This window comes from Streptomyces sp. Tu6071, assembly GCF_000213055.1.
In the GTDB taxonomy this organism is placed as follows: domain Bacteria; phylum Actinomycetota; class Actinomycetes; order Streptomycetales; family Streptomycetaceae; genus Streptomyces; species Streptomyces evansiae.
On sequence record NZ_CM001165.1, the window covers coordinates 66,965 to 93,006 of the forward strand.

The following is a 26,042-nucleotide window of genomic DNA, read 5'->3' on the forward strand; positions in this document are numbered from 1 at the left end:
TCCGGGGCTGTCGTGGGTCCGGTGCGGTGGCGGCCGGAGTGCGGCTGCGCGGCGCGTGCGAGGGTACGCGGGCGGTGATCCTCCCGCGTCCATGCAACACCCTCGTGCGCCTCGGGCGCGGGCGGGGCACGATGGGGTGATGCTCCTGGTGACGCTCGTTGACGTGTCGGGCGCCGTGGCCGCGACGCGGTCCCGTTCGCGCAAGACGGAACTGCTCGCGGAACTCTTCCTGGCCGCCGGGCCCGAGGACGCGCCGCTCGCCATCGCCTACCTCTCGGGGCGCGTGCCCCAGGGACGGATCGGCGTCGGCTGGAGCACGCTGCGCGAGGCGCCCGCGCCCGCCTCCGCCCCCTCGCTGAGCCTGCACGACGTGGACGCCGCGCTCGACGGGCTCGCGGCCGTCGCGGGCAAGGGGGCGCAGGCGGAGCGGAAGCGGCGGGCGGCGGCGCTGCTCGGCGCGGCGACCGAGGCGGAGCAGCGTTTCCTCGTCGGGCTGCTCACCGGGGAGGTGCGGCAGGGCGCGCTCGACGCGATGGCGGCCGAGGGGCTCGCGGCGGCCTCCGGGGTGCCCGCGGAGGAGGTGCGGCGGGCCGTGATGCTGCGCGGGGCGCTCGTACCGGTGGCGCGGGCGCTGCTCGCCGGGGGGCGCGCGGCGCTCGGCGAATTCCGGCTGACAGTGGGGCGCCCGGTGCGGCCCATGCTGGCGGGCACCGCGGCCTCGGTCGCCGAGGCGCTCACGGCGCTGGGGTCGTGCGCGGTGGAGGAGAAGCTCGACGGGATCAGGGTGCAGGTGCACCGGGACGGGGAGCGGGTCTCGGTGTGGACGCGGACGCTGGAGGACATCACGGAGCGGCTGCCCGAGGTCGTCGAGGTGGCGCTGGCCCTGCCGGTCTCGCGGTGCGTCCTCGACGGTGAGGTCATCGCGTACGACGGGGCGGGGCGGCCCCGGAGCTTCCAGGAGATCGCGGGGCGGACCGGCTCGCGCACCGATGTCGCGAAGGCGCGGGCGCTCGTGCCGCTCGTGCCGGTCTTCTTCGACGTGCTGCTCGTCGACGAACGCGAGCTGCTGGACGCGCCGTTCGCACGGCGGCACCGCGAACTCGCGGGGCTCGTCGCGGAGGAGAACCGGGTACGGCGGTACGTCGCCGAGGAGTCCGGGGCGGGGGCCGACGCGCTCGCCGGTGCCGAGGCGTTTCTCGCCGAGACGCTGGGGCGCGGGCACGAGGGGGTCGTCGTCAAGGATCTGGGCTCGCCGTACAGCGCGGGGCGGCGCGGGGCGGCGTGGCGGAAGGTCAAGCCCGTGCACACGCTCGACCTCGTGGTGCTCGCGGCGGAGTGGGGGCACGGGCGGCGCACGGGGAAGCTGTCGAACCTGCACCTGGGGGCGCGGGGAGCCGAGGGCGAACTGGTCATGCTCGGCAAGACGTTCAAGGGCCTGACCGACGCGATGCTCGCCGAACAGACGGAGAGACTGCTGGAGTTGGCGGTGTCGGACGACGGTCGCACGGTACGCGTGCGGCCCGGACTCGTCGTGGAGGTCGCCTTCGACGGGGTGCAGCGGTCCTCGCGGTACCCGGCGGGGCTGACGCTCCGGTTCGCGCGCGTGGTGCGGTACCGGCCCGACAAGACGCCGGAGGAGGCGGACACGGTGGAAGCGGTGCGGGAGGCGGGGGCCGGGGCGGCGTAGTCGGGTGGGGCAGCGTGGCGCCGGGGCTCGGAGGGAGGGGGCCTGGACGAGATCGCGGGTGGGCGGGAGCCCGCGCGGAGACGGTGGCATATGCCGAGGGCACCATCGGCGCGGGTGTTGCCAAACGGCTTACGCGGCGGACGAGGCTGTGTCACAGTCTTCACGTCGCCGCTCCGGCGGCCGGTCGCGCGAGGCGCCTCCGGGCCCCGGAAGGCGTGCTCGTCCGTCCAGTCCGCGGGGTCGGCGCCGTCGGCCCGTGTGTACGCCGTATCGGAGCCGCCATGCCCCCGCCCGCCTCCACGGACCGTCCCGCGCCACAGCTGTGGCAGGACGGCCGCGCCGCGGGCGGCGCGCCTTCCGTGCTGAGGCCCCGGCGGCCCGTCACGGACCCTGGTTCCGGCACCGCTCCGCGCACGGCGACGGCCCCCCGCCCCGGCGCGGAGCCGCGTTCCGGGATGGACCGGGGCGAACTCGACTCCTTGCTCGGGGCATTGCGTGAGCGGCGCTCCTCCGGCGCGCTGCCGCCGCACGTCGGCAGCGCCGAGTGGGACCTGCTCACGGACGGCGCCCGCTGCTCGGCCGAGTTCGCGGCGATCCTCGGCCGCGATCCCGCCCTCCCCGCACCGGGGCTCGACGAACTGCCCTCGTACGTCCACCCCGAGGACCGCGCCGCGCTGACCACGCTCATGACCGGCTGTCTCGTGGACGGGAGGAAGCTCGACGGGACCCTGCGGCTGCTGCGCGCGGACGGCAGCGAGCGCACGGTGCGCCTGCTGGGCGAACCGGTGCTCGACGCGGAGGGCTGCACGGCCTCCCTCTGGCTCGTCGTGCGCGAGACGGCACCGGGAACCGGGCGCCGCGCCGCGCCGGCCGCCCCGCCCGCGGCACGCGAGGAGTACCGGGTCGCCGTGGCCCTGCGGGACAGCGTGCTGCCGCCGTGGCAGGGCCCGGTGCGGTTCCCCTCCGGAAGCGCGCACCCGGCCCCCGCCACCGCGGACGACGCGTCCCGCCCGGCGGGACGGAGCCCCGCCCCGCCGAAGGCACGCCGCTCGCGCCGACGCACCCCGCCGCCTCCCCAGACCCCGGCGCCCCCGGCACGGACTCCCGAGCCCCGGTCACGGAACGACGACACGGCGCGGAGGCCGGCGCTGGACCTGACCGTGCTCCGGCCGGGCGGTCCGCCCGCCGCGAGCAGTGGTCACTGGTACGAGGCGGCCGAACTCCCGGACGGCTCGACCCTGCTGGCCGCCGGTGAGGTGGCCGGGCACGGTCTCGCCAGGACGACGGGCACGGCGACGCTGCTCGGCGCGCTGCGCGGCATCGCGCTGACCGGCGCGGGCCCCGGTGCGCTGCTCGACGTGCTCGGGCAGGTCGTGGGCGCGGGCGCGCCCCGTACCCCCCTCGCGTCCGCGCTGTGCTGCCGCGTCCGGCCCGATGCCCGGGGAATGGTGTGGGCGCAGGCGGGGCACGCGGCGCCGTTGCTCTTCCGCGCGGGGACCGGCCGGTCCCTGGAGCGGCCCGCGGGCCATCTCCTCGGCGCGCCGCGGGACATCGGGCACGCCGAGCACCACGCCGTGCTCGCGCCGGGCGACCTGCTCGTTCTGCGCAGCGGTGGTCCCGTACCCGCCGCTCCCCCGCCCGGCTCGGCGCGGGACGGGGACGGCGCCCTGCTCGCGCTCGCTCCGCGGCTCGCCGGGGTGACCGGGGCGCGGGACGCCGCGCGGGTCATCGGCGAAGCGCTGCGCACCGGCACGGGCGAGGGTGCGCCCGGGGGTGAGGACTGTCTGCTGATCGCTCTCGTACGGGAGTGACGCGCCGTGGGCCGGGAGTGCGGCCCCCTCGCCCGGGGACGTGACGGTCTCTCGCGGGAGCCCGGCGGTGTGCCGGGTTCAGGCTCCCGCGACGCGTCCCGTGCCACGGTTCCTCCCCGGCGCCTTCGGCATGACGCGCTCGATGTCGCCGCGCAGGACGTCGATCTGGGCGTGGCCCGCGTACTGCCCGGTGAGCCGGTACATCTGGCGCAGCCGGTCCCACGTCCGCAGCGAGGACGTCTCGCCGATCGCCTGGAGCGCCAGGCGGGCGTAGACGTCGGCCTGTTCGGGATCGTTGCCGAGGAAGCAGGCCGAGGCCATCGAGAGGTGGTCGAAGATCTGCGAGCGCTGGCGTTCGGCGTTGCGCAGGGCGAGGGCGCGTTTGGCGTGGGCCTGGGCCACGGGGGCCGCGCTGGGGTCGTGCTCGGCGAGGGTGCGGTAGGCGAGGGCCTGCATCCCGTAGAGGTCGGCCTCGTCGAACATCTGCATCCAGCTCAGGTGCTCCCCGACGCCCTTGTCGGAGACGAAGAGTTCCTCCGCCTCGCCGAGCGTGCGGCGCATCGCCTGACCGTGGCCCATCGAGGCGTGCGCCCATGCCTCGATGGTGCGGAACATCGCGCGGGTACGGGGCAGGGTGCCCTCGCCCGCGCCCGAACCGGCGAGCTTCATGAGGTCGAGTGCCTCGCCGGGGTCGCCGAGGTGGATCTTCTGGCGGGCGGCGCGGGAGAGCGCCTCGCTCGCGCGGGGCCGGTCGCCGCCCTCGCGGGCCGCGTGCGCGGCGATGAGGAAGTACTTCTGCGCGGTGGGTTCGAGGCCGACGTCGTGGGACATCCACCCGGCGAGGACCGCGAGGTTGGCGGCGACGCCCCACAGCCTGCGCTGGAGGTGGGCGGGGTGGTGGTAGGCGAGCATGCCGCCCACCTCGTTGAGCTGGCCGACGACGGCCTTGCGCTGGAGGCCGCCGCCGCGCGACGCGTCCCAGGCGCGGAAGACCTCGACGGAGTTCTCCAGTTCGTCGATCTCCTGGGAGCCGACGGGAGCCGCTTCGTAGCGGTCCCAGCCGGCCGGTTCGGCGTGGAGGGGGTCGCCCTCGCGCGGCCGGTCGGCCGCGAGGACGGGGTCGGTGTGCAGCCAGTCGTGCATGGCGGTGCTGAGGGCGGAGCCCGCGGCGAGCGCGGCACCCGCGCCCACCAAGCCGCGTCGGTTGAGCATGAGGTCCATTCCCGTGAATTCGGTGAGGAACGCGGCCGTCTTCTCGGGCGCCCACGGCACACCGTCGGGGTTGTCGACGCTCCCTGCGGTGTGCGCGCTCCCCGCGCGCCCGCGCCTGACCAGGCCGAGATCCTCGATGGTCACGACACGGCCGAGACGCTCGGTGAACAGGGCGGCCATCACCCGGGGCACGGGGTCGCGAGGGATCTCGCCCACGTCGATCCAGCGCCGTACGCGCGAGGTGTCGGTGGCCAGCTGGGGGTGGCCCATGGCCGCCGCCCGCCGGTTCACCAGTCGCGCGAGTTCGCCCTTGGACCAGCCGGTCATGCCGAACAGGTCGCCAAGGCGGGTGTTGGGTTGTCCGCTCACGTCAAGCCCCCAGGTTCTCGGCTGATTTGACACTAACGGCCGGTCACGTGCGGAGCGAGTATTCGCCAGGGTTCGCCAGGGTGCGCCAGATGGTCTGCCACGGCGGGCCGGGTGTCGGGTAGGAAGCGCGCCAACCCGGCTCGGCGCCCTGTCGGCACTCCCCAGGGTGTCGCGGGTCACCGGGCCGGGCGGGCGCGTCCGATGCGCGGGCCCATGAAGGGCTCGCGGGCCCAGGAAGGGATACGCCCGCCCCATGTACACCGCACAGTCCCCCCTCTCCGCGCCACCCCGTACGCCCCGTGCGCGCCAGCCCGGTGCTCCTTTCCTCGATCCGGCACGGGCGGCTGCCGTGCCGTTCGGTGCCGCTCAGCCCCGTACCCGGCGGATGCAGGGGTCGCCGGGCCCGCAGCGGCTGAGCGGCCGGCTCGACCTGTCGGGGCCGCAGGGCGCGCAGTTGCGTGCCGCGGTCGCCGCGGTGCACCGCATCTGCCCCGACTTCCACCCGGTCCAACTGCTGCGCCGCAACGGGCACTCGGTGCTCCTCGCGGGCACGACGGGGCGGGCGACCGTGGTCGCGAAGTGTTTACTGGACCGTTCGCCGGTCTGGTCGGGCCGTATCCGGCAGGAGATAGCCGCGTACCGCTCCTTCGTCCGGCAGCGCCCGCCGGTGCGGGTGCCGCGTCTGGTGGCGGCCGACCCGGACCAGGGGGTCCTGGTCGTGGAGCGGATGCCGGGGCGCCCGGCCGCGCTGCAGCGCCACCCGGCGCACGCTCCGGCGCGCGCGGATCTGCGGGCCGCGCTCGCGGCGTTCACGCGGGTCAACTCCTGGCGTCCCGCTTCCGGGACGTTCGACACCCCCCTGGACTACGGGACGCGCCTCGCCCGCTTCCACGAGCTGGGGATGCTGACGGACCGCGACCTCGACGACCTCCAGAAGCTGTTGCACGGGGTCGCGGGCGGGGCGGGCAGGGGCGGGATGTGGCAGTTCAACCACGGGGACGCGCTCCTGTCGAACGTGCTCCTCTCGCCCGCGGGACCGGTACTGCTCGACTGGGACCGCGCGGGCTGGTACCTGCCGGGGTACGACCTGGCGACGCTGTGGTCGGTGATCGGGGACGCGCCCGAGGTGCGGCGGCAGATCGCCCAGCTCGCGCAGGCGGCGGGCCCGGCGGCGCGGGACGCCTTCCTGGTGAACCTGATGCTCGTGCTGACGCGGGAGATCCGCACGTACGAGAGCGCGGTGCAGCGCACGATGCACGAGGCCGCCCCGGTCACCGCTCCCGGGGTCCCGGCCTCCGGCGAGGAGCAGCGGCTGCTGCTGCGCCGGCTCCACGACGACTGCGCCACGGCGCGGCGGGCGGTGCGCGCGGCGGTCGGTACCCGCTGAACGGCCCCGCCCGGCACGGGTGGCCCGCGGCACGGTCCGGCCGCGGGCCCCGGGGATCGGCGGAACGCACGACGCGGTCGGCGAAACGTTTCCTCGCCGTCCACGACCGAAGGGGTGGAATTACCCGGCCGCGACCGTGCCCCCTGGGACGTACTGCCGGGGGCTGGTCGGAAGACAGCGGTGTGTCACCGCTGGCAGCGGACCGGACGGCCTCGCGCCCTCCAATGGTCCACTCCTGTGGTGGTGCCGCAACCGGGGCCTGACATGGGGATTTCCTTGCCCGGAGCATGATTGACGGATCGTCGGGGAGCGGGTACCACTGGCACGTCCGGTCACGAGACTCCAGCGCGTCCACTCCCCCCAGGAGGCTGCTTTGCGAGGAACTTCCCCCGTCCGATCCAGACGCCGGACGGCGGCGGTCGCTTTCGCCTCGACCGCCCTGCTCCTGCCGCTCCTCGCCGCGACGCCCGCCGAGGCCGCGCGGACCCCCGCCGCGCAGGCCCCCTCCGGCCGGGACACCGGACGGCTCCAGGACGCCTTCGCCTCCGCCGCGGCGACGTACCACGTCCCGAGCGAGATCCTTCTCGGCGTCTCCTACCTCCAGTCGCGGTGGGACGAGCACGGGGGCGCGCCGAGCGTCAGCGGCGGCTACGGGCCGATGCACCTGACGGACGCGCGGACCGCGCTCTCCGGGGTCGTGACGCACCCGCACGGCGAGGGCGCCGAGGACCCGCGCGGCGACACGAGCCGCCCCCTCGGCCTGACCGCGCACCGTACGAAGTCGAGCACGGGCACGCTCCCCGCGCGCCTGGAGACGCTGCCGAGGGCGGCGTCCCTCACCGGCATCTCCGCGGACAGGCTGCGCGGTGACGCGGCGGCGAACGTCGCGGGCGGCGCGGCGCTCCTCGCGGCGGCGCAGCGCGCGCAGGGCCGGCCGCCGAGCCAGGACCCGGCCGACTGGTTCGGCGCGGTCGCGGCGTTCTCGGGCGCCGAGGACAGCGCGGGTGCCGCCTCGTACGCCGAGGACGTCTTCGCGGTGATCCGCGACGGGCAGCGGCGCACGACGGACGCGGGGCAGTCGGTCGCGCTCCGCGCGGACGCGCGGGCGAAGGCGCAGCCGAAGCAGCTCCGGGCCATGGGCCTGAGCAAGACGAACGCGGGGCGGACGGAGTGCCCGCCGACGGTGGCCTGCGAGTGGGTGCCCGCGCCGTACGAGGAGTACGGGGACGGCGACTACGGCAACCACGACCTCGCCGACCGGCCGAACGACCAGTCCGTCGACTCGATCGTCATCCACGACACCGAGGAGACCTGGGACAAGACGCTCGACCTCGTCCAGGACCCCACGTACCTGGCGTGGCACTACACGATCCGCTCCACGGACGGGCTCATCGCGCAGCACTTCCCGACGAAGGACGTGGGCTGGCACGCGGGCAACTGGTACGTGAACGCGAAGTCGATCGGCATCGAGCACGAGGGCTTCCTCACCGCTCCGGACGCCTGGTTCTCGGAGTCGATGTACCGCTCGTCGGCGCGGCTCGTGAAGTACCTCGCGAAGAAGTACGACATCCCGCTCGACCGGCAGCACATCCTCGGCCACGACAACGTGCCCGCGACGACGACGTCGGGCATTCCCGCGATGCACACCGACCCGGGCCCGTACTGGGACTGGTCGCACTACTTCGCGCTGCTCGGCAAGCCGGTGCGCGCCACGGCGCTGCCGTGGTCGGACGTCGTGACGATCGCGCCGAGGTACGAGGCCAACAAGCCCGCGTACACGGGTTGTTCGGCGGACGACCCGGCGGCGGCGTGCCCGAGCCACGGGTCGAGCGAGCTGTGGCTGCGGCAGTCGCCGTCGGAGGACGCGCCGCTCGTGAAGGACATCGGCCTGTACCCGAAGGGCGAGGACACCACGACCGGGGTCAACGACGTCGGCGCGCGCGTGTCGAGCGGCCAGCAGTACGTCGTCGCCGAGCGGCGCGGCTCCTGGGTCGCGCTCTGGTACAACGGCCAGAAGGGCTGGCTCAGGAACTCGCTGCTCAAGCCGGTCGCGCTGCCCTCGCAGGGGCTCGTGGTGACGCCGAAGAAGGGCCGCGCCGACGTGCCGGTGTACGGGCGCGCCTACCCGGAGGCTTCGGCCTATCCGGCGAACATCACGCCGCAGGCGCTGTCCCCGTTCTCGTACAAGCTCCTCGCGGGGCAGCGGTACGTGGCCGGGGGGAAGGTGCACGGCGAGTACTTCTACTCGCCGACGTTCGACACGACGGACCACAAGGTGGTGCGCGGCGCGAACGAGTACTACGAGATCCAGTTCGGGCACCGGGTGGCGTACGTGAACGCCGATGACGTGACGGTGTCGCGGGTGCGCTGAGGTCCTCGGGTGAGCGGGGCCGGTCCCTTCGCGGGGACCGGCCCCGTTCGCGTGCCCGTGGGGGGTCACTCCCAGGTGTAGGTCTCCCCCGCGACGGCCTTGAAGGTGGTGGTGCCGCCGGGGACGAGGGCGTTGCGGACGGTGAGTTCGCGGGTGCGCGAGGCGGTGAGGGCGATGCGGGTCGCCCTGCCGTTCTCCCAGCTGAACTCCAGGGTCGCGCCGCCCCGGGCGCGCAGTCCGCGCACCGTGCCGCTGCTCCAGGCGGCGGGGAGGGCGGGCAGGACCTCGATGACGTCGTGCTGGCTCTGGAGGAGCATCTCGGTGATGCCGCTCGTGGCGCCGAAGTTGCCGTCGATCTGGAACGGCGGGTGGGTGTCCCAGAGGTTGGCGAGCGTGGAGCCCTTGAGCTGTTCGGCGAGCATCGTGTGGGCGTGGTCGCCGTCGCGCAGCCGCGCCCAGAAGTTGATCTTCCATGCCTTGGACCAGCCGGTGCCGCCGTCGCCGCGCGCGGTCAGGGAGACCTTGGCGGCCTCGGCGAAGTCGCTGCCGGGCTCGATCTGGCGGCCGGGGTGGAGAGCGTAGAGGTGGGAGACGTGGCGGTGGTCGTCGGTGCGGCCGTCGAGGTCGGTCTTCCACTCCATGAGCTGTCCCCAGGAGCCGATGCGCAGCCCGGGGTCGATGCGGTCGAGGGTCTCCTTCAGGGTGGTGCGGAAAGCGGGGTCGTCGCCGAGGGTCTGCGCGGCTTCGAGGGTGTTGAGGAAGAGTTCGCGGACGATCTGCTGGCTCATCGCGGCGCCCGCCGTGAAGTCGCCGTGCTCGGGCGAGAAACTCGGCGTCACGACAAGGGTGTTGTCGCGCGGGTCGGTGCGCAGGACGTCGATCCAGAACTCGGCGGCTTCCTTCATGGCCGGGTAGGCGGTGGCGCGGAGGTAGTCGGTGGAGCCGTCGAAGCGGTAGTGCTCGTAGAGCTGCGAGGTGAGCCAGGCGGCGGCCTCGGGGAACCAGAAGCTCGTCGGCCAGTCGTGGACTCCGGTGAAGCCGAAGGGGGTTGTCTCGTCGTGGACGACCCAGCCGCGCGCGTCGAACATGGAGCGCGCCGTGGTGCGGCCCGGGGCGCGCAGGGCTTCGACGAAGCGGTCGTAGGGGGCGGTGGTCTCGGCGAGGTTGGTGGCCTCGGCGGGCCAGTAGTTCATCTGGAGGTTGATGTTGACGTGGTAGTCGGCCGACCAGGGCGGGGCGGTGCTGTTGTTCCAGGCGCCCTGGAGGTTGGCGGGGAGGGAGCCGGCGCGCGAGGAGGCGATGAGGAGGTAGCGGCCGTACTGGAAGAAGAGCGCTTCGAGGGCGCGGTCGTCGGCGCTGTTCCCGCCGGTGTACGCCTTGAGGAGGGCGTCCGTGGTCCGGTCGGGCGCGGAGCCCTGGCCGAGGTCGAGGACGACGCGGGAGAAGAGCGCGGCGTGGTCGCTCGTGTGGCGGTCGAGGAGTTCGCGGTAGGGGCGGGCGGCGGCCTGGTCGACGGCGGTGGTGACGCGGTCGTGGGGGTCGGCGCCCCGGTAGTCGGGGTAGGTGTCGGCGTAGTCGGTGCCGGCGGAGAGGACGAACCAGGCGCTGTCGGCGCCGCTGACGGTGAGGCGGTCGCCGTTCGCGGTGACGCTGCCGCCCTCGCTCAGAAGCCGGATCTGCGCCTCGAAGCGCATTCCGTTGTCCTGGAGGGCGCCGCGGACGGTGAGGCGGTCGCCGTCGGTGGTGGCGGTGAAGTCCTGGCGCGGTGAGGTGTAACGGAGGTTCAGGCCGACGCTGCCGCCCCGGTCGGCGGTGAAGTGCCCGACGAGGACCTTGTCGGGACAAGAGGCGAAGACGGTGCGGCGGAAGGTGGTGCCGTCGTGGGGGTAGCTGACGGTGGCGAGGGCCTGGGCGAGGTCGAGGGTGCGGGTGTAGCCGTCGGCGGAGCCGGGGGCGCCGTCGACGTCGATGAGGAGGTCGCCGAAGGTCTGGTGGCCGCCGTAGCCGATGCGGGGCTGGCCGAGGCGTGCGGCGGCGTCCTCGGGGGTGATCTTGGTGCGGGCCTCGATGTCGGCGCGGACGGAGGCGAGGGCGTCGGGGCGGGGGTTCTCCCAGTTGCCGTAGCGGTAGCCGGAGGTGCCGGGGCCGCCGGTCCACAGGGTCTTCTCGGCGAACTGGATGTGTTCGGTGGGCAGGGTGCCGAAGACGCTCGCGCCGAGGGCGCCGTTGCCGACGGGGAGGGACTCGGTCTCCCAGTCGGTGGCGGGCGCGCCGTAGCGCAGGACGGGGCGGTCGGGGTCGGCGGCGCGGGCGCCGGTCCCTGTCGTGGGGGTGGTGGGGGCGGCGTGCGCGGAGCCGGTGGCGAGGGGGCTGGCCCCCGCGGCGAGGGCGCCCGCGACGCCGAGGACGGTCTTCACTGTCGTTCTTCGTGTGGGGCCATGCGACATGCCTCGGGACGCTAGACGTGGCCCCTGTGTTCGACAAGAGCGATGACAAACCACACGGAACCCCCGTCCGCGCGTGACAGAAGGTCCGCAAGAGGAGGGGGGCGCTCCGGCCTGTGGGCAGCGCATTCCGGACAGCGGGAGAGGGGCCGTCCGGGTGAGGTGCCGAGCGGGCGGGGAGGGGTGCGCGGGCTCGGTCAGCCCTGCTGGAACATCGCGGCGGGCAGGGGCTTGAGGAGCGCGTAGAGGTCGTCCGTGATGGGGCGGTCCCAGGCGGCGATGGTGACCAGCACGTTGTCGCTGCGGTCGAACTGCACGCACGAGATGCGGCCCTCGGAGAGCTTGAGGCGGCGCACGATGAGGAGGTTGTCGCCCTGCATGACCGGCATGTCCTCGACGTCGACGACCTCGACGTCCTCGTCGTTCTCCAGCGCCAGGAGGAGCTGCGCGACCTCGAAGGGGACCTGTTTGTCGGCGAGTTCGCGGGCGGGCGAGCCGGCCGGGAGGTTGCCGATGATCATGGCGGGTCCACGGCCGCCGAACAGGTCGTACTGGAGGAAGACTCCCTGACAGCTGCCGTCCTGGGCGGGCAGCAGCCCCGCGACGAGGTTCCCGGGCCAGTCCCCCGGGTCCATGGCCAGGACGTCGAAGTCGGGGCCCGCGGGCGTGGCGGGGGTACGGCGGCGGAGGAACGACATGCGGCCCATGGTACGTGTCCCGCTCCGGTCACGAGCGGGCACCCCTGCGTGACCGGGGCCCTCGGAGAGGGGGTGCGGGGGTGGCGGAAAAGGGGTGGTGGGACGGGGGCCGCGCGGGGTGGCCCAAGGGGGGCGCGGGGTGGGGCGAAAGCGGTACGGGGACGGGGCGGCCGGTGTCTCCCGGTCGCCCCGTCCCCGTACCGCGTCGGGCCGGACGGGCCCCGTACCGCTGGACCCGTTCCCCCTCCCCCGGGCCGCGACTCAGGCCGCCGCGTCCGCTTCGCTCTCCGCCTCGTCCTGGGCGGTGAGCGGGACGACGGCGACGGGTGCCGCGGCGTGGAGGAGGACGGCCTGGGTGACGGAGCCGAGGATGCGGGCGGGCTGGAGGAGACGCCTGCGGTGGCGGCCCACGACGACGAGTTCCGCGCCGTTCGACGCGGCGACGAGGTGCCCGGCGGCGTCGCCCGCCGCGACGGAGACGAGCGCCTCGACGCCGGGGTGGGCGGCGCGGTGCGGGTCGAGGTGGTCCTTGGCGAGGGTGAGGCACTCCGCCTCGGCGGCCTCCTGGTCCTCGACGGTGGGCGTGTAGTCGCCCACGGCGGTCCAGGCGAGTGTGGGCCAGGGGTAGGCGACGACGATGTGGACCGCGGCGCCGCGCCGTTCGGCCTCGGTGAAGGCGAAGGCGAGCGTCGAGTCGTCCTTGAGGTCGACGGGCAGGCCCACCACGACGCGCGGTCCGTCCGGCACCTCGGTCGTCACGTCCTCGGGCACGGCGCGCCCCGGGCGCGGCACGACGACGACCGGGCAGGAGGCGTCGCGCGCGGCGGCCATCCCGTTGGAGCCGAGCAGGAGACTGGCGAAGCCGCCGCGACCGCGCGAGCCGAGGACGAGGAGCTGCGCGTCGCCACCCATCTCGGGCAGGACCGCGTCGGGCGCGCCCTCGACCGTGACGAACTCCAGGACCGGCAGCTTCCCGCCGCGCCCCTCCAGGTCCGTGCGCAGCCGGTCGAGCACCGGGTCGCCGACCTGCTCGGGCCCGGCGGCGAGCACCTCGGGCTGCGTCCAGGCCGCGTACTGGCGCACGTGCACGATCCGCAGCACGCTCTCGCGGAGCCGGGCCGCCTCGATCGCCCAGTCCAGGGCACGGAGGCTGTCCTCCGAGCCGTCCACGGCCGCTACCACCGGCAGCTCACTCATGATGTCCTCGTTCCCGGCGCCCCGCTTCACCCGGCGCCTCTTGAGCCCCTACAGCTCCAGCCTTCCCCGGTGGAGCGGGATGTGCCAGGGCCGAAAGACCCCACCGCTGGCATCATCCGCCAGCGCTTCTGCCCCCGCATCCGCGCGGCACACGGGTGGGCTCGGCATATGCCTGGGTCAGTTGCTCCCGGCTTCGTCCGCCGCTTCGCCGGCCGGTTCGTGCGCGGGTGCGTTCGCCGGGCCGTCCCCCGGCGCGTCCGCCGTGAGGAACGGCAGGACGTGGGCGAGGAAGGCATCGGGGTCCTCGGCGTGGATGTGGTGCCCGGCGGGGACCGTGACGAGACGGGCGCGCGGCAGGCGTTCGGCGAGCGCGCTGACGGTGGACTGGTCGACGACGCTCGTGGGGCCGCCCGCGAGGACGAGGGCGGGGACGTCCGCGCGCTCCATGCGCTCCCACCAGGCGGGGTCGGGGTGGTTGCGGGGGTGCTCGGTGGCGAGGACCATCCGCCAGTCGAGGCCGAGCGGTCCGGTGGGCCGTTCAGGGACGGGCCGGGGTGTGGCGAGGGGCAGGGGCGCCGGGACGTCCTCCAGGACGAGGCGGCGGATCAGTCCGGGGTGCTCCTGGGCGAGGAGGCAGGCGATGATGCCGCCCAGCGAGTGCGCGACGAGGTCGACGCGCGGGAGCGCGAGGGCGGCGAGGAAGGCGCGTACGTCGTCGCGCAGGAGCGGGAAGGAGTACGTGCCGGGGTACTCGCTCGCGCCGTGCCCGCGCGGGTCGAGCGCGAGGACGCGCCGGTGCGCGGCCAGCGGCCCCATGACGGGTGCCCAGTCGGCGGAGGACTCGCCGCGCGCGGGCAGCAGGAGGAGCGGGGGCGCGGTGGCGGGACCGGTCTCGCGGTAGGCGAGGGTGACGCCGTTCGCGCGGACGGTGCGGAGCGCGGGCAGGGGGCGGGGGCGCGGGTCCATGGGGGCACCTTGCCCGACGAGGCCGCGGGGCGGGCCGGGTTTCGCGGGGAGCGGAGTGCGGTACGGGCGCGCTGCGGACCGCGCGGGGCTCAGGCGGGGATGCGGCGGCCGGGTCGGGCCTGGGGGCCGAGGCGGGTGACGGCACCGTGGATGTATTTCGGGGGCATCTGCCAGCGCAGTTCGCCGGGGACCGCGCGCAGCAGGCGGGCGGTGGAGCGCAGGCGGCGGGTGACGACGGCGGGCGGCGGGGCCTCGCGCCCGTAGAGCCGGTGGGCCCAAGGCGGCAGGGAGCCGTAGGCGAGGGCGGAGACGCGGCGCCAGAGCAGCGCGCGAGCGGGCAGGAGCGCCAAGGGGACGGGCGGGCGGCGCAGGAAGTCGTCGACGACGCGGGCGTCGGCGCCCACGGCGAGTTCGTCCTTCACGCTGCGGAAGTAGCTGTCGAGTTCGCCGACGGTGGCGGGGACCTGGGCCGGGTCGAGGCCGACGAGGCGGGCGCCGGTGCGTTGTTCGGCGACGTAGCGGTCGGCGGCGGTGTCGTCGAGGGGGAAGCCGGAGCGGCGCAGGGTGTGCAGGTAGGAGGAGACCTCGGCGCAGTGCACCCAGAGCAGGAGTCCGGGTTCGTCGACGCCGTAGCGTTCGCCGGTCGCGGGGTCGGCGGCGCCGAGCCGCCGGTGGATGCCGCGTACGCGGGCCGCGGCGCGTTCGGCGGTGGGGGTGTCGGCGTACGTGGTGGCGGCGACGTAGCGGGCGGTGCGGATCAGGCGGCCCCAGGCGTCCTGGCGGAAATCGGAGTTCGCCATGACGCCGCGCAGGGTGCGCGGGTGAAGGGCCTGGAGCCACAGCGCGCGTACGCCCGCGATCCACATGGCGGGGTCGGCGTGGAGCTGCCACGTGACGGTGCCGGGCCCGTAGAGGCCGGGGTCGGGGCGGGACGGCTGCTCGGCCACGGCGGGACCTCCGGGAGAGTGGTGCGTGCCTGCGGTGATTGTCTCCCGAAGGGGCGGGTCCGGGCCGGTGGGGGTACCTGGCCGGGAGTGGTTTCAGCTGGCCGCGAGGGTGGCGAGGAAGCGGGTGCAGGAGGCGGCGCAGGCGCGGCAGGCGGCGACGGCGTCCTCGGCGCCCGGCAGGCGCGCGCAGTGGGCCGCGCAGTCGAGGCACGTCGTGCGGCACCAGTCGAGGCGGAAGCGGAGTTCGTCGTCCTCGGGGTCCAGGAGGGGTTCGGCGCCGAGGAGCCTCGCGGTGCTGTCGCAGACCTCGACGCAGCGCAGGGCGCGCAGCACCGCGGGTTCGGCGGCGGGGGTGCCGCAGTGGCGGGCGGTGAGCGTCGCCGCACTGCGGCAGGAGGCGGCGCAGGCGAAGCGGTCCTCCAGGTAGCGCACGAGGCGGTCGCGGTCCCAGGGGTCCTCGGGCGCGGACGGTGTGCGGGGCGCGGCGGACGCCTGTGCCATGGCGGTCTCCTCTCGGGCGGCCCCGGCCCCGGTCCGGGGTGGGTGCGTGCGTGCGTGCGTTCGAGGGGCGGGTTGCCGCGTAGGGCGCGGGCAAACGCGGGTACGGCTTCGGGGGTACGGCGCGGTGGGGCGGAACGCGGCGCACCGGGGTGGGCCGGGGCGCGGTGCGGGGCGTGGGTGGGCCGGTGCGCGGCGCGGTGGGTCCGGTGCGCGGCGCGGGTGGGCCATGGCGCGGCGTGAGGTGTGGCGGGCCACCGCCCGGGAAAGGGTCGTGTCCATGACACACACGTCCCCCGACTCCACCGCCGCCCCCGGCTCCCCCGCACCCCGCTCCCCCGCCCGCCGCCCGGTGCGCCAGCTCGCGGCGGCCTCCGTCGGCAACGCCGTCGAGTGGTACGACTGGTACGCGTACACCTTCCTCGCCACGTACCTCGCCGACCAGGTCTTCCCCAAGGGCGCGGACAACTCGCTCGTCCCGCTGCTCTCGACCTTCGCGGTGTTCGCCGTCGGGTTCTTCATGCGCCCCGTGGGCGGGCTGCTCATGGGCGCGGTCGCCGACCGGCGGGGGCGGCGGGCCGCGCTGACGGTGACGATCCTGCTCATGGGCGGGTCCAGTCTGCTCGTGGCGCTGACCCCGACGTACGCGGCGGCCGGGCTGCTCGGCCCGGTCGTGCTGGTGCTCGCACGGCTGCTGCAAGGACTTTCGGTGGGCGGGGAGTTCGCCGCCTCGACGACGTTCCTCGTGGAGTCGGCCGGGCCGGGCAGGCGCGGGCTCTTCTCCAGTTTCCAGTACGTGTCGACGACGATCGGCCAGCTCATCGCCTCGGGGGTCGCGGCGCTGCTCGTGCGCGTACTGAGCGACGGGCGGATGGAGTCCTGGGGGTGGCGGCTGCCGTTCGTGCTCGGCGCCGTGCTGAGCCTGGCCGGGTTCTGGATCAGGCGGGGCGCCGAGGAGACGCGGGACGCGGCGCGCACGGCCGAGCGCCCGCCGCTCTTCGAGGCCCTGCGGCGCCACCCGCGCGCCTCGCTCCTGATCGGCGGGATCACGGCGGGCGGCACGCTCGCGTACTACACGTGGACGTCGTACCTGCCGACGTACGCGGAGCTGAACGCGGACGTCGCGAAGGGCGACGCGCTGCTCGCCTCGACGCTCGCGCTCGCGTTCTTCGCGGTGCTCCAGCCGCTCGCCGGGCTGCTCTCGGACCGCTTCGGGCGGCGTCCTCTCCTGCTCTTCTTCGGGCTCGGCTTCGCGCTCCTGTGCGTGCCGCTGCTGCGGCTGCTCACCGGCTCCTTCGTCTCGTTGCTGCTCGTGAGCTGCGCGGGGATGGTGCTCCTGACCGGGTTCACGTCGATCTCGGCAGCGGTGAACGCGGAGGTGTTCCCCGCGCGGGTGCGGGCGGCGGGGATCGGCTTCCCGTACTCGCTGACGGTGGCGCTCTTCGGCGGCACGGCCCCGTACGTCGGGACGCTCTTCAAGGAGTGGGGCCGGGCCGGGCTCTTCCCCTGGTACGTCGCGGTGCTGTGCCTGGTCTCCTCGGCGGTGTACCTGCGGCTTCCGGAGACGGCGCACCGTCCGCTGGAGCGCTGAGCGGGGGGCGGCTGCCCCTCCGCCTCGCGCGCGTACCCGCTGACGCCCCTCCCGTACCGGCCCTGTCCCGTGCCGACCCGATCGGCGTCCGCGGACTTGCCGGGGGCCGGAGGGCGCGCGAGCGTCGCAGCGAGGGCCCGGCGCGGCTACGCGGGCGTTCTCCGGCGCGGAAACGGGAGTGGGCACCATGGGTACGCGGAGCAGGCAGGTGGCGATCGACCTGGGCAGTGCGCGGCTTCGGCTGCGCGACCAGCGGCAGGCGTGGTCGGCTCCGCACGTCGCGATCGTCGACGAGGAGGGCTCGCTGCGGGCCTGGGGCGATGAGGCGCTCGCGATGGCGGGGCGGCTGCCGCCGCGCCTGCGGCTCGTGCGCCCCGTCGCGGCGGGCGCGGTGGCGGACCTGCCGCTCGCCGCGCGGCTGCTCGGCTCGGCGCTGCGGGCGGCCTCGGGGAAGTCGCGGCGGCTGCGCGGGGCGCAGGCGGTGGTGTGCGTACCGGACCACGCGACGTCCCTGGAGCGGCACGTGCTGCGGCAGGTGTGCAAGGACGCGGGCATCAACCAGGTGCGTTCGGTGCCGCACTCGGTCGCGGCGGCGGTGGGCGCCGGGGTGAGCGGGAGCCCGGCGGGCGCGCTGCTCGTGGACATCGGGGAGCACCGCACGTCGGCGTCGATGATCGCGCTCGGCACGGCGCTCGTGACGCGGTCGGTCAAGCGGGGCGCGGGCAGCGTGGACACGTGGCTGATGCGGCACGCGCGCGAGGAGCACGCGCTCACGATCGGGGCGCAGGTCGCCGAGGAGGCGAAGCTCGCCGCGGCGCTGGAGACGGGGGCGCGGCTGCCGGTGCGGGGGCAGGACAGGGACGAGGGGCTGCCGCGCGTGGGGGAGCTGACGGTGGCGGAGATCCGCGCGGTGCTGCGCCCGGTGTACGAGGACGTGGCGCGGCTCGTCACGGCGGTGCTCGACGCCTCGCCGCCCGAGCTGGTGGACGACGTCTTCGAGCGGGGCGTGCTGCTGCACGGCGGCGGGGCGCGGCTGTACGGCCTCGACGCGCATCTGCGGCAGGAGCTGTCGATGCCGGTGCACCTCGTGGAGTCGGGCGCGGACACGGCGGTGGAGGGGGCGTGGCTGCTCGCCGCCGAGGGGCCGGTGCTCGAACTCGCGTGAGCGGGGGGGCCGATGGAGCGGAGAGGTGAGGGCGTATGACGGCTGCGGCGGGACTGGCGCTGATGATCGTGGGGGCGGTGCTGCGGTACGCGGTGACGTGGCGGTTCGCGTGGGTGGATCTGCCCGTGGTGGGGAACATCCTGCTCGTGGGCGGTTTCGCGGGGCTCGTGCTCGGCCTGGTGCTCGCGCGCAGCAGGCGGCGGCTGGCGCTCGCGGTGGAGCGGGCGCGGGATTCGGCGGCGTGGTCGGCCTCGGGCAGTGACGCGTATCCGCCGGAGCCGTACTACCGGGACCAGTACCCGCCGCACTGAGCGGGCGGGGCGCGCTCGACGGGTACGGGCCGTACGGGAGCAGCGCGGACGCGGGACGCCGCCGCACCCTTGCTCGGGTGCGGCGGCGTCGCGTGCGGGTGGTGCGGGTGGGTCAGGCGGCGTGCCGGGAGCGGGCGCGGTGGCCCGCCACGAGTTCGGCGTAGCGGCGTCCGGAGGACTTCACGGTGCGTCCTTGCGTCTTGTAGTCGACGTGGACGAGGCCGAAGCGCTTGTCGTAGCCGTAGGCCCACTCGAAGTTGTCCATGAGGGACCAGGCGAAGTAGCCGGCGAGCGGGGCGCCCTTGCGGGCGGCGCGGGCGCAGGCGGCGAGGTGGTCCTCCAGGTAGCGGATGCGCTCGGGGTCGTCGACGGAGCCGTCGGAGCCGACGACGTCGGGCCAGGCCGAGCCGTTCTCGGTGACGTAGATCTTCCGCGCCCCGTACTCCTCGGTGAGCCGGAGCAGCATGCGTTCGATGCCGTTCGCGTCGATCTCCCAGTCCATGCCGGTGCGCGGGACGTGCAGGCGGCGCACGGCGCGGGCGTAGGGCTGGGGGCCGCCGGGGTCGTCGGTGACCACGGACGGGAAGTAGTAGTTGAGGCCCAGCCAGTCCAGCGGCTGGGCGATGGTGTCGAGGTCGCCGGGCTGCTCGGGCAGGGTGACGCCGTAGACGTCGACCATGTCCTCGGGGAAGCCGCGGCCGTGCACGGGGTCGAGCCACCAGCGGTTGGTGTGGCCGTCCATGCGACGGGCCGCGGCGGCGTCGCCCTCGGAGCCGGTGGCGGGGTCGACGGGGTTGAGGTTGAAGACGATGCCGACCTCGGCGTCCGGCGCGGCGGCGCGGACCGCCTGGGTGGCGAGGCCGTGGCCGAGCAGGAGGTGGTACGAGGTGCGGACGGCGGCCTCGATGTCGGTGAACCCGGGGGCCATGGTCCCTTCGAGGTGCCCGATCCAGGCGGAGCAGAGCGGCTCGTTGAGGGTGGCCCAGCGCTTGACGCGGTCGCCGAGGCGGTCGGCGACGACCTCGGCGTAGCGGGCGAAGTGCTCGGCGGTCTCGCGGTTGGGCCAGCCGCCCCGGTCCTGGAGGGCCTGCGGGAGGTCCCAGTGGTAGAGGGTGACGAAGGGTTCGATGCCCTCGGCGAGGAGGCCGTCGACGAGCTTGTCGTAGAAGTCGAGGCCCTTGGCGTTGACGGGTCCGTCGCCGCCGGGAACGACGCGGGGCCAGGCGACGGAGAAGCGGTAGGCGCCCGCGTTCAGTTCCTTGACGAGCCCGATGTCCTCGCGCCAGCGGTGGTAGTGGTCGCAGGCCACGTCGCCGGTGTCGCCGCCCGCGACCTTGCCGGGGGTGTGCGAGAAGGTGTCCCAGATCGAGGGGGCCCGGCCGTCCTCGGCGACGGCGCCCTCCACCTGGTACGCGGCGGTGGCCACGCCCCAGGTGAAGCCCTCGGGGAGTGCGGCGTAGTCGAGTCCTTCGGCCACGGGGGTCCTTTCGTCGCGGGTCATTTGACGGCTCCCGCGGTGAGTCCGGTGACCAGGTACTTCTGGAGCAGCAGGAAGCCGGCGACGACGGGCACGCTGACGACGAGGGACGCGGCCATGACCTGGTTCCAGTAGACGTCGTTGAGCGTCGAGTAGTTCTGGAGGCCGATGGCGAGGGTGCGGGTCTCGTCGTTGGTGAGCACGGAGGCGAAGAGGACTTCGCCCCAGGCCGTCATGAAGGCGTACACGGCGACGGCGACGATGCCGGGGATCGCGGCGGGCACGACGACGCGGAAGAGCGCGCCGAGCGGGCCGCAGCCGTCGACCATGGCGGCCTCGTCGAGTTCCTTGGGCACCGAGTCGAAGTAGCCGATGAGCATCCAGATCGCGAAGGGCAGCGAGAAGGTCAGATACGTGATGATCAGGCCGAGTCGCGAGCCGAAGAGCGGGATGCCGGTGGCGTTGCCGACGTTGACGAAGAGGATGAACAGCGGCAGCAGGAAGAGGATGCCGGGGAACATCTGGGTGGAGAGCACCGAGACGGTGAAGACGCGCTTGCCGCGGAAGTTGTAGCGGCTGACCGCGTAGGCGGCGAAGATCGCGATGATCACCGAGCAGATCGTGGCGGACCCGGCCACGATGAGCGAGTTGCTGAAGTAGTGCGCGAGCGGCACCGTCTTCCAGATGTCGATGTACGGCCGGATCGTGAGACCGCTCGGTATCCAGCGGAACTGCCCGGTGACGTCCTTGAGGGGCTTCAGCGAGCTGGTGATCATGACGAAGATCGGCAGCGCGACGAAGACCGTCAGGATCGTCAGGAAGACGACGCGGATGGCCTGGAAGGAGCGCGGCGGCGCCATCGGGGAGCGCCCGGTGTGGAGCACCTGCGGGCTCTTGGCCGCGGGGGTCCCGCCGGGAGGGCCGTCGGTCTTGGCGACGGGTGCGGCGCTAGACATCGGAGCCCTTCTTCCTCGACGTGAAGATCAGGTACAGCCCCGTGACCACGAGCAGGAACAGGAGCAGCAGCACGGACATGGCCGAGCCGGTGCCGAAGTTCCAGGTCACGAAGGAGGACTGGTAGATGTGGATGGAGATGAGGTCGGCGTTCTTCGGTGCCGAGTCCCCGAAGAGGAGGTACGGCGTGTTGAAGTCGTTGAACGTCCACAGGAACAGCACGAGGACGAGGACCTGGTTGACGGGGCGCAGCGAGGGCAGGGTGATCTTGCGGATCTGCTGCCAGGTGCCGGCGCCGTCGAGGGCCGCGGCCTCGTAGAGGTCCTTGGGGATGTTCTGGAGCGCGGCCATGACGATGAGGAAGGCGAAGGGCCAGGTCTTCCAGACCGCCACGACGACCAGGGAGATGAAGCTGTTGTTGCCGATGAGCCAGAAGGAGCGCTCGTCGGTGAGGTGGAGCTGGTCGTGCAGGACGTGGTTCACCATGCCGTTGTCGTGCTGGAGCATGAAGTTCCAGGTGATGACGGCGGCGTAGATGGGCAGCGCGTACGGGGTCAGGAAGAGCGCCCGCAGGAAGCCGCGGCCCTTGAAGTTGTCCTGGAGGAAGATCGCGGCGGCGACGCCGATCAGCCAGCAGAAGGCGACGGCGAGGACGCAGAAGGCGCAGGTGACCCAGAAGGAGTGGAGCAGGGCCTCGCCGACCGGCTTGTCGAAGTCGACGGCCAGTTTGAAGTTGTCGAGGCCGGCCCACGGGGCCTGGCCCCAGTTGCGGATGTAGAACTGGGTGAGTTCCTTGAAGGCCATGAAGATCCCGACAACCATCGGGATCATGTGGATCAGGAGCTCGAAGAGCAGGGCGGGCAGGAGCAGCAGGTAGGGCAGTCCCAGGCGGCGGACGCGGTCGGGAAGGATCGGCTTGCGCCGCTTCTTCTTCCCGACCGGGCCGGGCCCCGCGACGGGGCCCGGCGTCGCCTGCGCTTCAGGCAGGGTGTCGGTCATGGTTCAGTTGCTCACTTCGGCATCTGCTGCTCGGCCTTGGTCAGGGCGGCCTTCACTGCGGCGGTCGTGATCTCCTTCTTGCCCGCCGCGTCGGCCCACAGGTCCTTGATGGCGGTACCGACCGCCGTCTCGAACTGGGCCTCGTTGGGCACCTGCGGGAGCGCGGTGGCGCTCTTGAGCAGGGTGTCCTTGATGGCGCCCGCGCCGCCCTGGTTGAACGCCGGGTCCTCCTGCGCGTCCTTGACGGGCGGGACGGAGCCCCAGGTCTTGTTGAGGAAGGTCGACTCCTCCTTGCTCGTCATGAACTTGACGAACTTGAGGGCGCCGTCCTTGTTCTTCGTGTTCTTGAAGACGGCCATGTTGATACCGGCGACCATGGAGTTGGTCTGCTTGCCGGAGCCCGGGGTGCCGGACTGGACCGGGACGGGCGCGACGCCGTAGTCGTCGGCCTTCATGCCGTGCGCCTGGAAGGTGCTGTCGGCCGCCTGCCACAGGACCATGCCGACCTTGCCGTTGGCGAAGTCGTTGAGGCTCTGGTTCTGGTTGTACTCGGCGTTGCCGGGGGCGATGATCTTGTCCTTGCCCATCCAGTCCACGTACTGCTTGACGGCGGCGACCGCGCCGTCGGAGGTGAAGGTGGGCTTGCCCTCGGCGTCGAAGAAGTCCGCGCCGTGCTGCTTGCCGAGGACGAACGCCTGGTGGATGTTGTTGGAGAGGTTGCTGCCCTCCAGCGCCGTGCCCCAGGTGTCGCCCTTGGTGAGCTTCTTGCCGTCGGCGACGAACTCGTCCCACGTGGCCGGGGGCTTCTGGATACCGGCGTCGGCGAAGAGCTTCTTGTTGTAGTAGAGCGCGTACGACAGCGAGTACAGCGGCACGGCGGCCGGGTCCTTGCCCTCGGCACCCGTGGAGCCCACGGCCGAGTCGACGAAGCGGTCACGCCCGCCGATCGCCTTGTACGCCGCGTCGTCCCAGTCCATGAGGGCACCGGTGGCCTGGAGCGAGGCCGACCAGGTGTTGCCTATGTTGAGGACGTCGGGGCCCTCGCCCGAAGTGGTGGCGGTGAGGATGCGGTTGAGGAGGTCGGACCAGGGAATGACCTCCAGCTTGACCTTGACACCGGTCTGCTTCGTGAACTTGGCGAGTTCCTTCGTCAGGACCTTCTTGTCCACCGCCACGCTCGCCCCCTGGTTGGAGGCCCAGTACGTGAGGGTCTTGGGCGAGGAGTTGTCACTCCCGCCGCTGTCGCTCCCGCCGCCGCAGGCGGTGGCGGTGAGCGCGAGGGTCGTGACGAGACTGGCAGCGGCAGCGGCTCGCAGTCTGCGCATGTCGGTATGCCCCTTTCCGGGGGGTGGCCAAGGAGGAGTGAAGGCGTTCAGTCCCTGAACGGCCTCACGACTTAATTTAGGACGTGAGTTAAAACCTGAGAGAAGGTCGCGTCAAGGGCTCCGGCGGGGGTATGTTGCGGTCCGGGAAGGGGCAAGATGGTGCAACGGCACAGACGAACCGTGCGTGACCTGCGAAGAGGCAACCGCGCAGCTGTTTTGCAACGGTTGTATTTCGACGGCCCGATGAGCCGTCAGGCACTGCTCCCCGCCACCGGCTTGAGTTCGGGTTCCATCAGCAACGTCGTCACGGAGCTGACGGCGGACGGGCTCCTGGAGGAGGCGGGCGTCGTCGAGTCGGACGGCGGCAGGCCGCGTACGCTGCTGCGCGTCGCGCCCGGCGCCGGGTACCTCGTCGGGGTCGACATCGGTGAGACGAAGGTGCGCACCGAGCTGTTCGACCTGGCGATGTCCGAACTCTCCCGTACGGAGACGAGCCTGACGGGGGTCGGCTACGACGTGGACCTCATCGTGCGGGCCGTCGCCGAGGGGATCACGGCGGTGCTCGCGGAGGCGGGGGTCCCCGCGGACCGGCTGCTCGGTGTGGGCGTCGGCGTGCCGGGGATCGTGGAGCGCCCCGACGGCGAGGGCGCGCTCGTGTACGGGCAGACGATCGGCTGGGACGCGGTCCCGCTGGAGACGCTGCTGCGCACCGCGACCGGTCTCCCCGCCGAGGTGGGTCTCTTCGTCAACAACGGCGCGAAGGCGCTGGGGCAGGCCGAGTTGTGGTTCGGCGGCGGGCGGGGCAGCGAGGATGTCGTCATCGTGCTCTTCGGCTCGGGTGTCGGCGCGTGCATAGTGACCCGGGGCGCGATCCAGGGCGGCATGCACGGCAGCCCGAGCGAGTGGGGACACCTGACCGTGAACGTCCGCGGCAGGCGCTGCCGTTGCGGGGCGCGGGGCTGCCTGGAGGCGTACGCGGGGGCCGAGGCGCTCCTGGAGCGCTGGCGCGAGGTGGGCGGCAGACTGCCCGAGGGGGCCGGCGAGGAGGAGGGGGTCACGGCGCTGCTCGCGGCGGCGGACCCCACGGGCGGGGGCGGGGCCGATCCGGTGGCCGTCGCGGTCCTGGAGGAGACCGCCGAGTACCTCGGCGCGGGGCTCTCCGACCTCATCAACCTCTTCAGCCCCGAGCAGGTCCTGATCGGCGGCTGGGCGGGGCTGCAACTCGGCCCGCACATCCTCCAGTCGGTACGCCGCCACGCCGACAGCTTCGCGTTGCGGCGTCCGGCGGGGAAGGTCTCGATCGGCCTCGGGCTGCTCGGCGCGGACGCGGTGACGGTCGGCGCGGCGACGCTCGTGCTGGCCGACTTCTTCGCCAACGGAGGGCGCAGGGAGGCCCCGTTGCGGGAGGAGGACGTCGTCGAGGCGGGGACCGAGCGGCGGGCGGCGCACGTCCTGGGCGGCAACTAGGCGGCGTCCGTACGGAGTCCTTCCGTCGCTCCGGGACGCGGCCCCGCGGCGTCACCGGCTCCGTCACCGGCTCCGTCACCGGCTCCGTCACCGGCTCACGCTCCGCCGCTTCGGGGCGTGAGCCGTACACTTCCGGCCCCCGACGGGCGGCACGGATTCCCGGCGAGGCCGCCCGCCGCGTCCCCGGTCGTGTGCGAGGCCGTCGCTCGCGGGCCGGGGGCCCCACCCGCTCCCCCGCCGTCACGCCTTCGGGCGCACATGTCCGCGTATGTGACCCCATTCGGGTGTGCGGAGCGGGTGAGTCCCGTCCCGGGGCGGCGAATCCGCGGGGGCGGGATGCAGGGTGGTCGGGTCCGTCGAGCGCCGCCGGCTCCCGGGGGCTCGCGAGGTGAACCCGGAGCCGGGCGGTGCGGACGGGTCACGTGACTTGCGCCCGGGGCCCGCGCGCGCCACGTTCGGACTGTTCCCTGTCCCTCCCCCGTTCGGAAAGGCCCGGTGCCCTCATGCGGATCACGGTCTTCGGTGCCTCCGGCCGCGCCGGTCGCGCCTTCCTGCACGCCGCCGCGCGCGCCGGGCACGAATGCGCGGCCGTCGTGCGCGACCCGGAACGGCTCGCCGGGGCTCCTGCCGCGCGGATCGTCCGCGGCGAGCCCTTCGAGGAGGGCAAGGTGGGCGAGGCGCTGGCGGGGGCCGATGCCGCCGTCATCGCCTACGCGCTGCGCGGCGGGCGGCGCAACGTGCCGCTGTACTCGCGCGGCACGCGCACCATCGTGGACGCGATGCGCCGGGCGCGGGTGCCCAGGCTCCTGGTGCTCTCGGAGGCGGCGTACGGCCCGCACACGGCGGGGCCGCTCAACCGCACCGTCTCGGCGCTGTACCGGGCGACGGCCCGCCCCGTGATCCGGCAGCGCGAGGAGCAGGACGCGATCATCGCGGCGAGCGGCCTGGACTGGACGATCGTGCGCCCGGTCATCCTCGTGGAGGGCCCCGCGCACGGGCACCGCAGGGCGCCCTTCACGCCGCACCACGCGCGTGCGCCGCGCACGACGTACGCGGACCTCGCGCACGTCCTGCTCGACGCGCTGGACGACCCGGCGACGTACCGGCGCGACCTCTACCCCTGAACCGGTCTGCCCCTGACCCGCTCTGCCCCTGACCCGCTCCGC

At 73.7% G+C, this 26,042-nt stretch carries 20 protein-coding genes; 9 read left to right on the forward strand and 11 right to left on the reverse strand.

The window, feature by feature from the left end; genetic code table 11:
* Nucleotides 1-139 precede the first annotated feature (139 nt).
* Together STTU_RS00255 and STTU_RS00260 are read left to right on the forward strand one after the other, a co-directional pair.
* Nucleotides 140-1,687 carry an ATP-dependent DNA ligase gene (locus tag STTU_RS00255; RefSeq protein ID WP_043253616.1) on the forward strand — a complete coding sequence of 516 codons (1,548 nt, stop codon included), beginning with the start codon at nucleotides 140-142 and terminating at the stop codon, nucleotides 1,685-1,687.
* Between the two features lie 281 nt (nucleotides 1,688-1,968).
* Nucleotides 1,969-3,498: a SpoIIE family protein phosphatase gene (locus STTU_RS00260; protein ID WP_234019102.1), complete on the forward strand. Its 1,530-nt coding sequence runs from the start codon at nucleotides 1,969-1,971 to the stop codon at nucleotides 3,496-3,498.
* A 78-nt stretch (nucleotides 3,499-3,576) separates the two neighbouring features.
* Here the strand turns inward: STTU_RS00260 and STTU_RS00265 are convergent, their stop codons facing one another.
* Entirely contained in the window at nucleotides 3,577-5,079 is a 1,503-nt protein-coding gene (locus STTU_RS00265; RefSeq protein WP_007818639.1) for a hypothetical protein, read from the reverse strand.
* 253 nt (nucleotides 5,080-5,332) lie between these two features.
* Here STTU_RS00265 and STTU_RS00270 point away from each other — a divergent pair, with 253 nt between their 5' ends.
* Both STTU_RS00270 and STTU_RS00275 read left to right on the forward strand, forming a co-directional pair.
* On the forward strand, nucleotides 5,333-6,466 hold the full coding sequence (locus STTU_RS00270; protein WP_009071100.1) for an aminoglycoside phosphotransferase family protein: 1,134 nt from the start codon (nucleotides 5,333-5,335) through the stop codon (nucleotides 6,464-6,466).
* A 373-nt stretch (nucleotides 6,467-6,839) separates the two neighbouring features.
* On the forward strand, nucleotides 6,840-8,837 hold the full coding sequence (locus STTU_RS00275) for an N-acetylmuramoyl-L-alanine amidase (RefSeq protein WP_007818641.1): 1,998 nt from the start codon (nucleotides 6,840-6,842) through the stop codon (nucleotides 8,835-8,837).
* Nucleotides 8,838-8,902: 65 nt separating this feature from the next.
* Here STTU_RS00275 and STTU_RS00280 read toward each other — a convergent pair whose 3' ends face one another.
* From STTU_RS00280 to STTU_RS00305, 6 genes are all read right to left on the reverse strand, one after another.
* Complete coding sequence (locus STTU_RS00280; protein WP_234019103.1) at nucleotides 8,903-11,284, reverse strand: glycosyl hydrolase family 95 catalytic domain-containing protein; 2,382 nt, start codon at nucleotides 11,282-11,284, stop codon at nucleotides 8,903-8,905.
* A 194-nt stretch (nucleotides 11,285-11,478) separates the two neighbouring features.
* Nucleotides 11,479-11,979 (reverse strand): hypothetical protein, encoded by a 501-nt coding sequence (locus STTU_RS00285; protein ID WP_029396859.1) that lies wholly within the window; start codon nucleotides 11,977-11,979, stop codon nucleotides 11,479-11,481.
* A 261-nt stretch (nucleotides 11,980-12,240) separates the two neighbouring features.
* Nucleotides 12,241-13,176: a universal stress protein gene (locus STTU_RS00290; protein WP_043256925.1), complete on the reverse strand. Its 936-nt coding sequence runs from the start codon at nucleotides 13,174-13,176 to the stop codon at nucleotides 12,241-12,243.
* Between the two features lie 177 nt (nucleotides 13,177-13,353).
* Nucleotides 13,354-14,142, reverse strand: a complete 789-nt coding sequence (locus STTU_RS00295) for an alpha/beta fold hydrolase (RefSeq protein ID WP_007818645.1) — start codon at nucleotides 14,140-14,142, stop codon at nucleotides 13,354-13,356.
* A gap of 89 nt (nucleotides 14,143-14,231) precedes the next feature.
* Nucleotides 14,232-15,089, reverse strand: a complete 858-nt coding sequence (locus STTU_RS00300; RefSeq protein ID WP_007818648.1) for an oxygenase MpaB family protein — start codon at nucleotides 15,087-15,089, stop codon at nucleotides 14,232-14,234.
* Nucleotides 15,090-15,182: 93 nt separating this feature from the next.
* On the reverse strand, nucleotides 15,183-15,590 hold the full coding sequence (locus tag STTU_RS00305) for a hypothetical protein (RefSeq protein WP_052862277.1): 408 nt from the start codon (nucleotides 15,588-15,590) through the stop codon (nucleotides 15,183-15,185).
* Between the two features lie 277 nt (nucleotides 15,591-15,867).
* Here STTU_RS00305 and STTU_RS00310 point away from each other — a divergent pair, with 277 nt between their 5' ends.
* From STTU_RS00310 to STTU_RS00320, 3 genes are all read left to right on the forward strand, one after another.
* Nucleotides 15,868-17,178 carry an MFS transporter gene (locus STTU_RS00310; protein ID WP_043256928.1) on the forward strand — a complete coding sequence of 437 codons (1,311 nt, stop codon included), beginning with the start codon at nucleotides 15,868-15,870 and terminating at the stop codon, nucleotides 17,176-17,178.
* A gap of 208 nt (nucleotides 17,179-17,386) precedes the next feature.
* On the forward strand, nucleotides 17,387-18,343 hold the full coding sequence (locus STTU_RS00315) for a rod shape-determining protein (RefSeq protein WP_234019104.1): 957 nt from the start codon (nucleotides 17,387-17,389) through the stop codon (nucleotides 18,341-18,343).
* A 35-nt stretch (nucleotides 18,344-18,378) separates the two neighbouring features.
* Nucleotides 18,379-18,654 carry a hypothetical protein gene (locus tag STTU_RS00320; RefSeq protein ID WP_007818654.1) on the forward strand — a complete coding sequence of 92 codons (276 nt, stop codon included), beginning with the start codon at nucleotides 18,379-18,381 and terminating at the stop codon, nucleotides 18,652-18,654.
* Nucleotides 18,655-18,766: 112 nt separating this feature from the next.
* On the opposite strand, the gene STTU_RS00325 is transcribed toward STTU_RS00320, so the two are convergent.
* From STTU_RS00325 to STTU_RS00340, 4 genes are all read right to left on the reverse strand, one after another.
* The gene (locus tag STTU_RS00325; RefSeq protein WP_052862279.1) at nucleotides 18,767-20,155 is read right to left on the reverse strand and encodes a GH1 family beta-glucosidase; all 1,389 of its coding nucleotides are present in this window, start codon (nucleotides 20,153-20,155) and stop codon (nucleotides 18,767-18,769) included.
* Nucleotides 20,152-20,991, reverse strand: a complete 840-nt coding sequence (locus STTU_RS00330) for a carbohydrate ABC transporter permease (protein WP_175417649.1) — start codon at nucleotides 20,989-20,991, stop codon at nucleotides 20,152-20,154. The genes STTU_RS00325 and STTU_RS00330 overlap by 4 nt, the downstream gene beginning before the upstream one ends.
* An 88-nt stretch (nucleotides 20,992-21,079) precedes the next feature.
* Nucleotides 21,080-22,084: a carbohydrate ABC transporter permease gene (locus tag STTU_RS00335; RefSeq protein ID WP_007818659.1), complete on the reverse strand. Its 1,005-nt coding sequence runs from the start codon at nucleotides 22,082-22,084 to the stop codon at nucleotides 21,080-21,082.
* Nucleotides 22,085-22,095: 11 nt separating this feature from the next.
* Nucleotides 22,096-23,409, reverse strand: a complete 1,314-nt coding sequence (locus STTU_RS00340) for an ABC transporter substrate-binding protein (protein WP_007818660.1) — start codon at nucleotides 23,407-23,409, stop codon at nucleotides 22,096-22,098.
* Between the two features lie 156 nt (nucleotides 23,410-23,565).
* Here STTU_RS00340 and STTU_RS00345 point away from each other — a divergent pair, with 156 nt between their 5' ends.
* Nucleotides 23,566-24,876 (forward strand): ROK family protein, encoded by a 1,311-nt coding sequence (locus STTU_RS00345; RefSeq protein WP_043253620.1) that lies wholly within the window; start codon nucleotides 23,566-23,568, stop codon nucleotides 24,874-24,876.
* 503 nt (nucleotides 24,877-25,379) lie between these two features.
* Nucleotides 25,380-26,000: an NAD(P)-dependent oxidoreductase gene (locus STTU_RS00350; RefSeq protein ID WP_007818662.1), complete on the forward strand. Its 621-nt coding sequence runs from the start codon at nucleotides 25,380-25,382 to the stop codon at nucleotides 25,998-26,000.
* Nucleotides 26,001-26,042 lie beyond the last annotated feature (42 nt).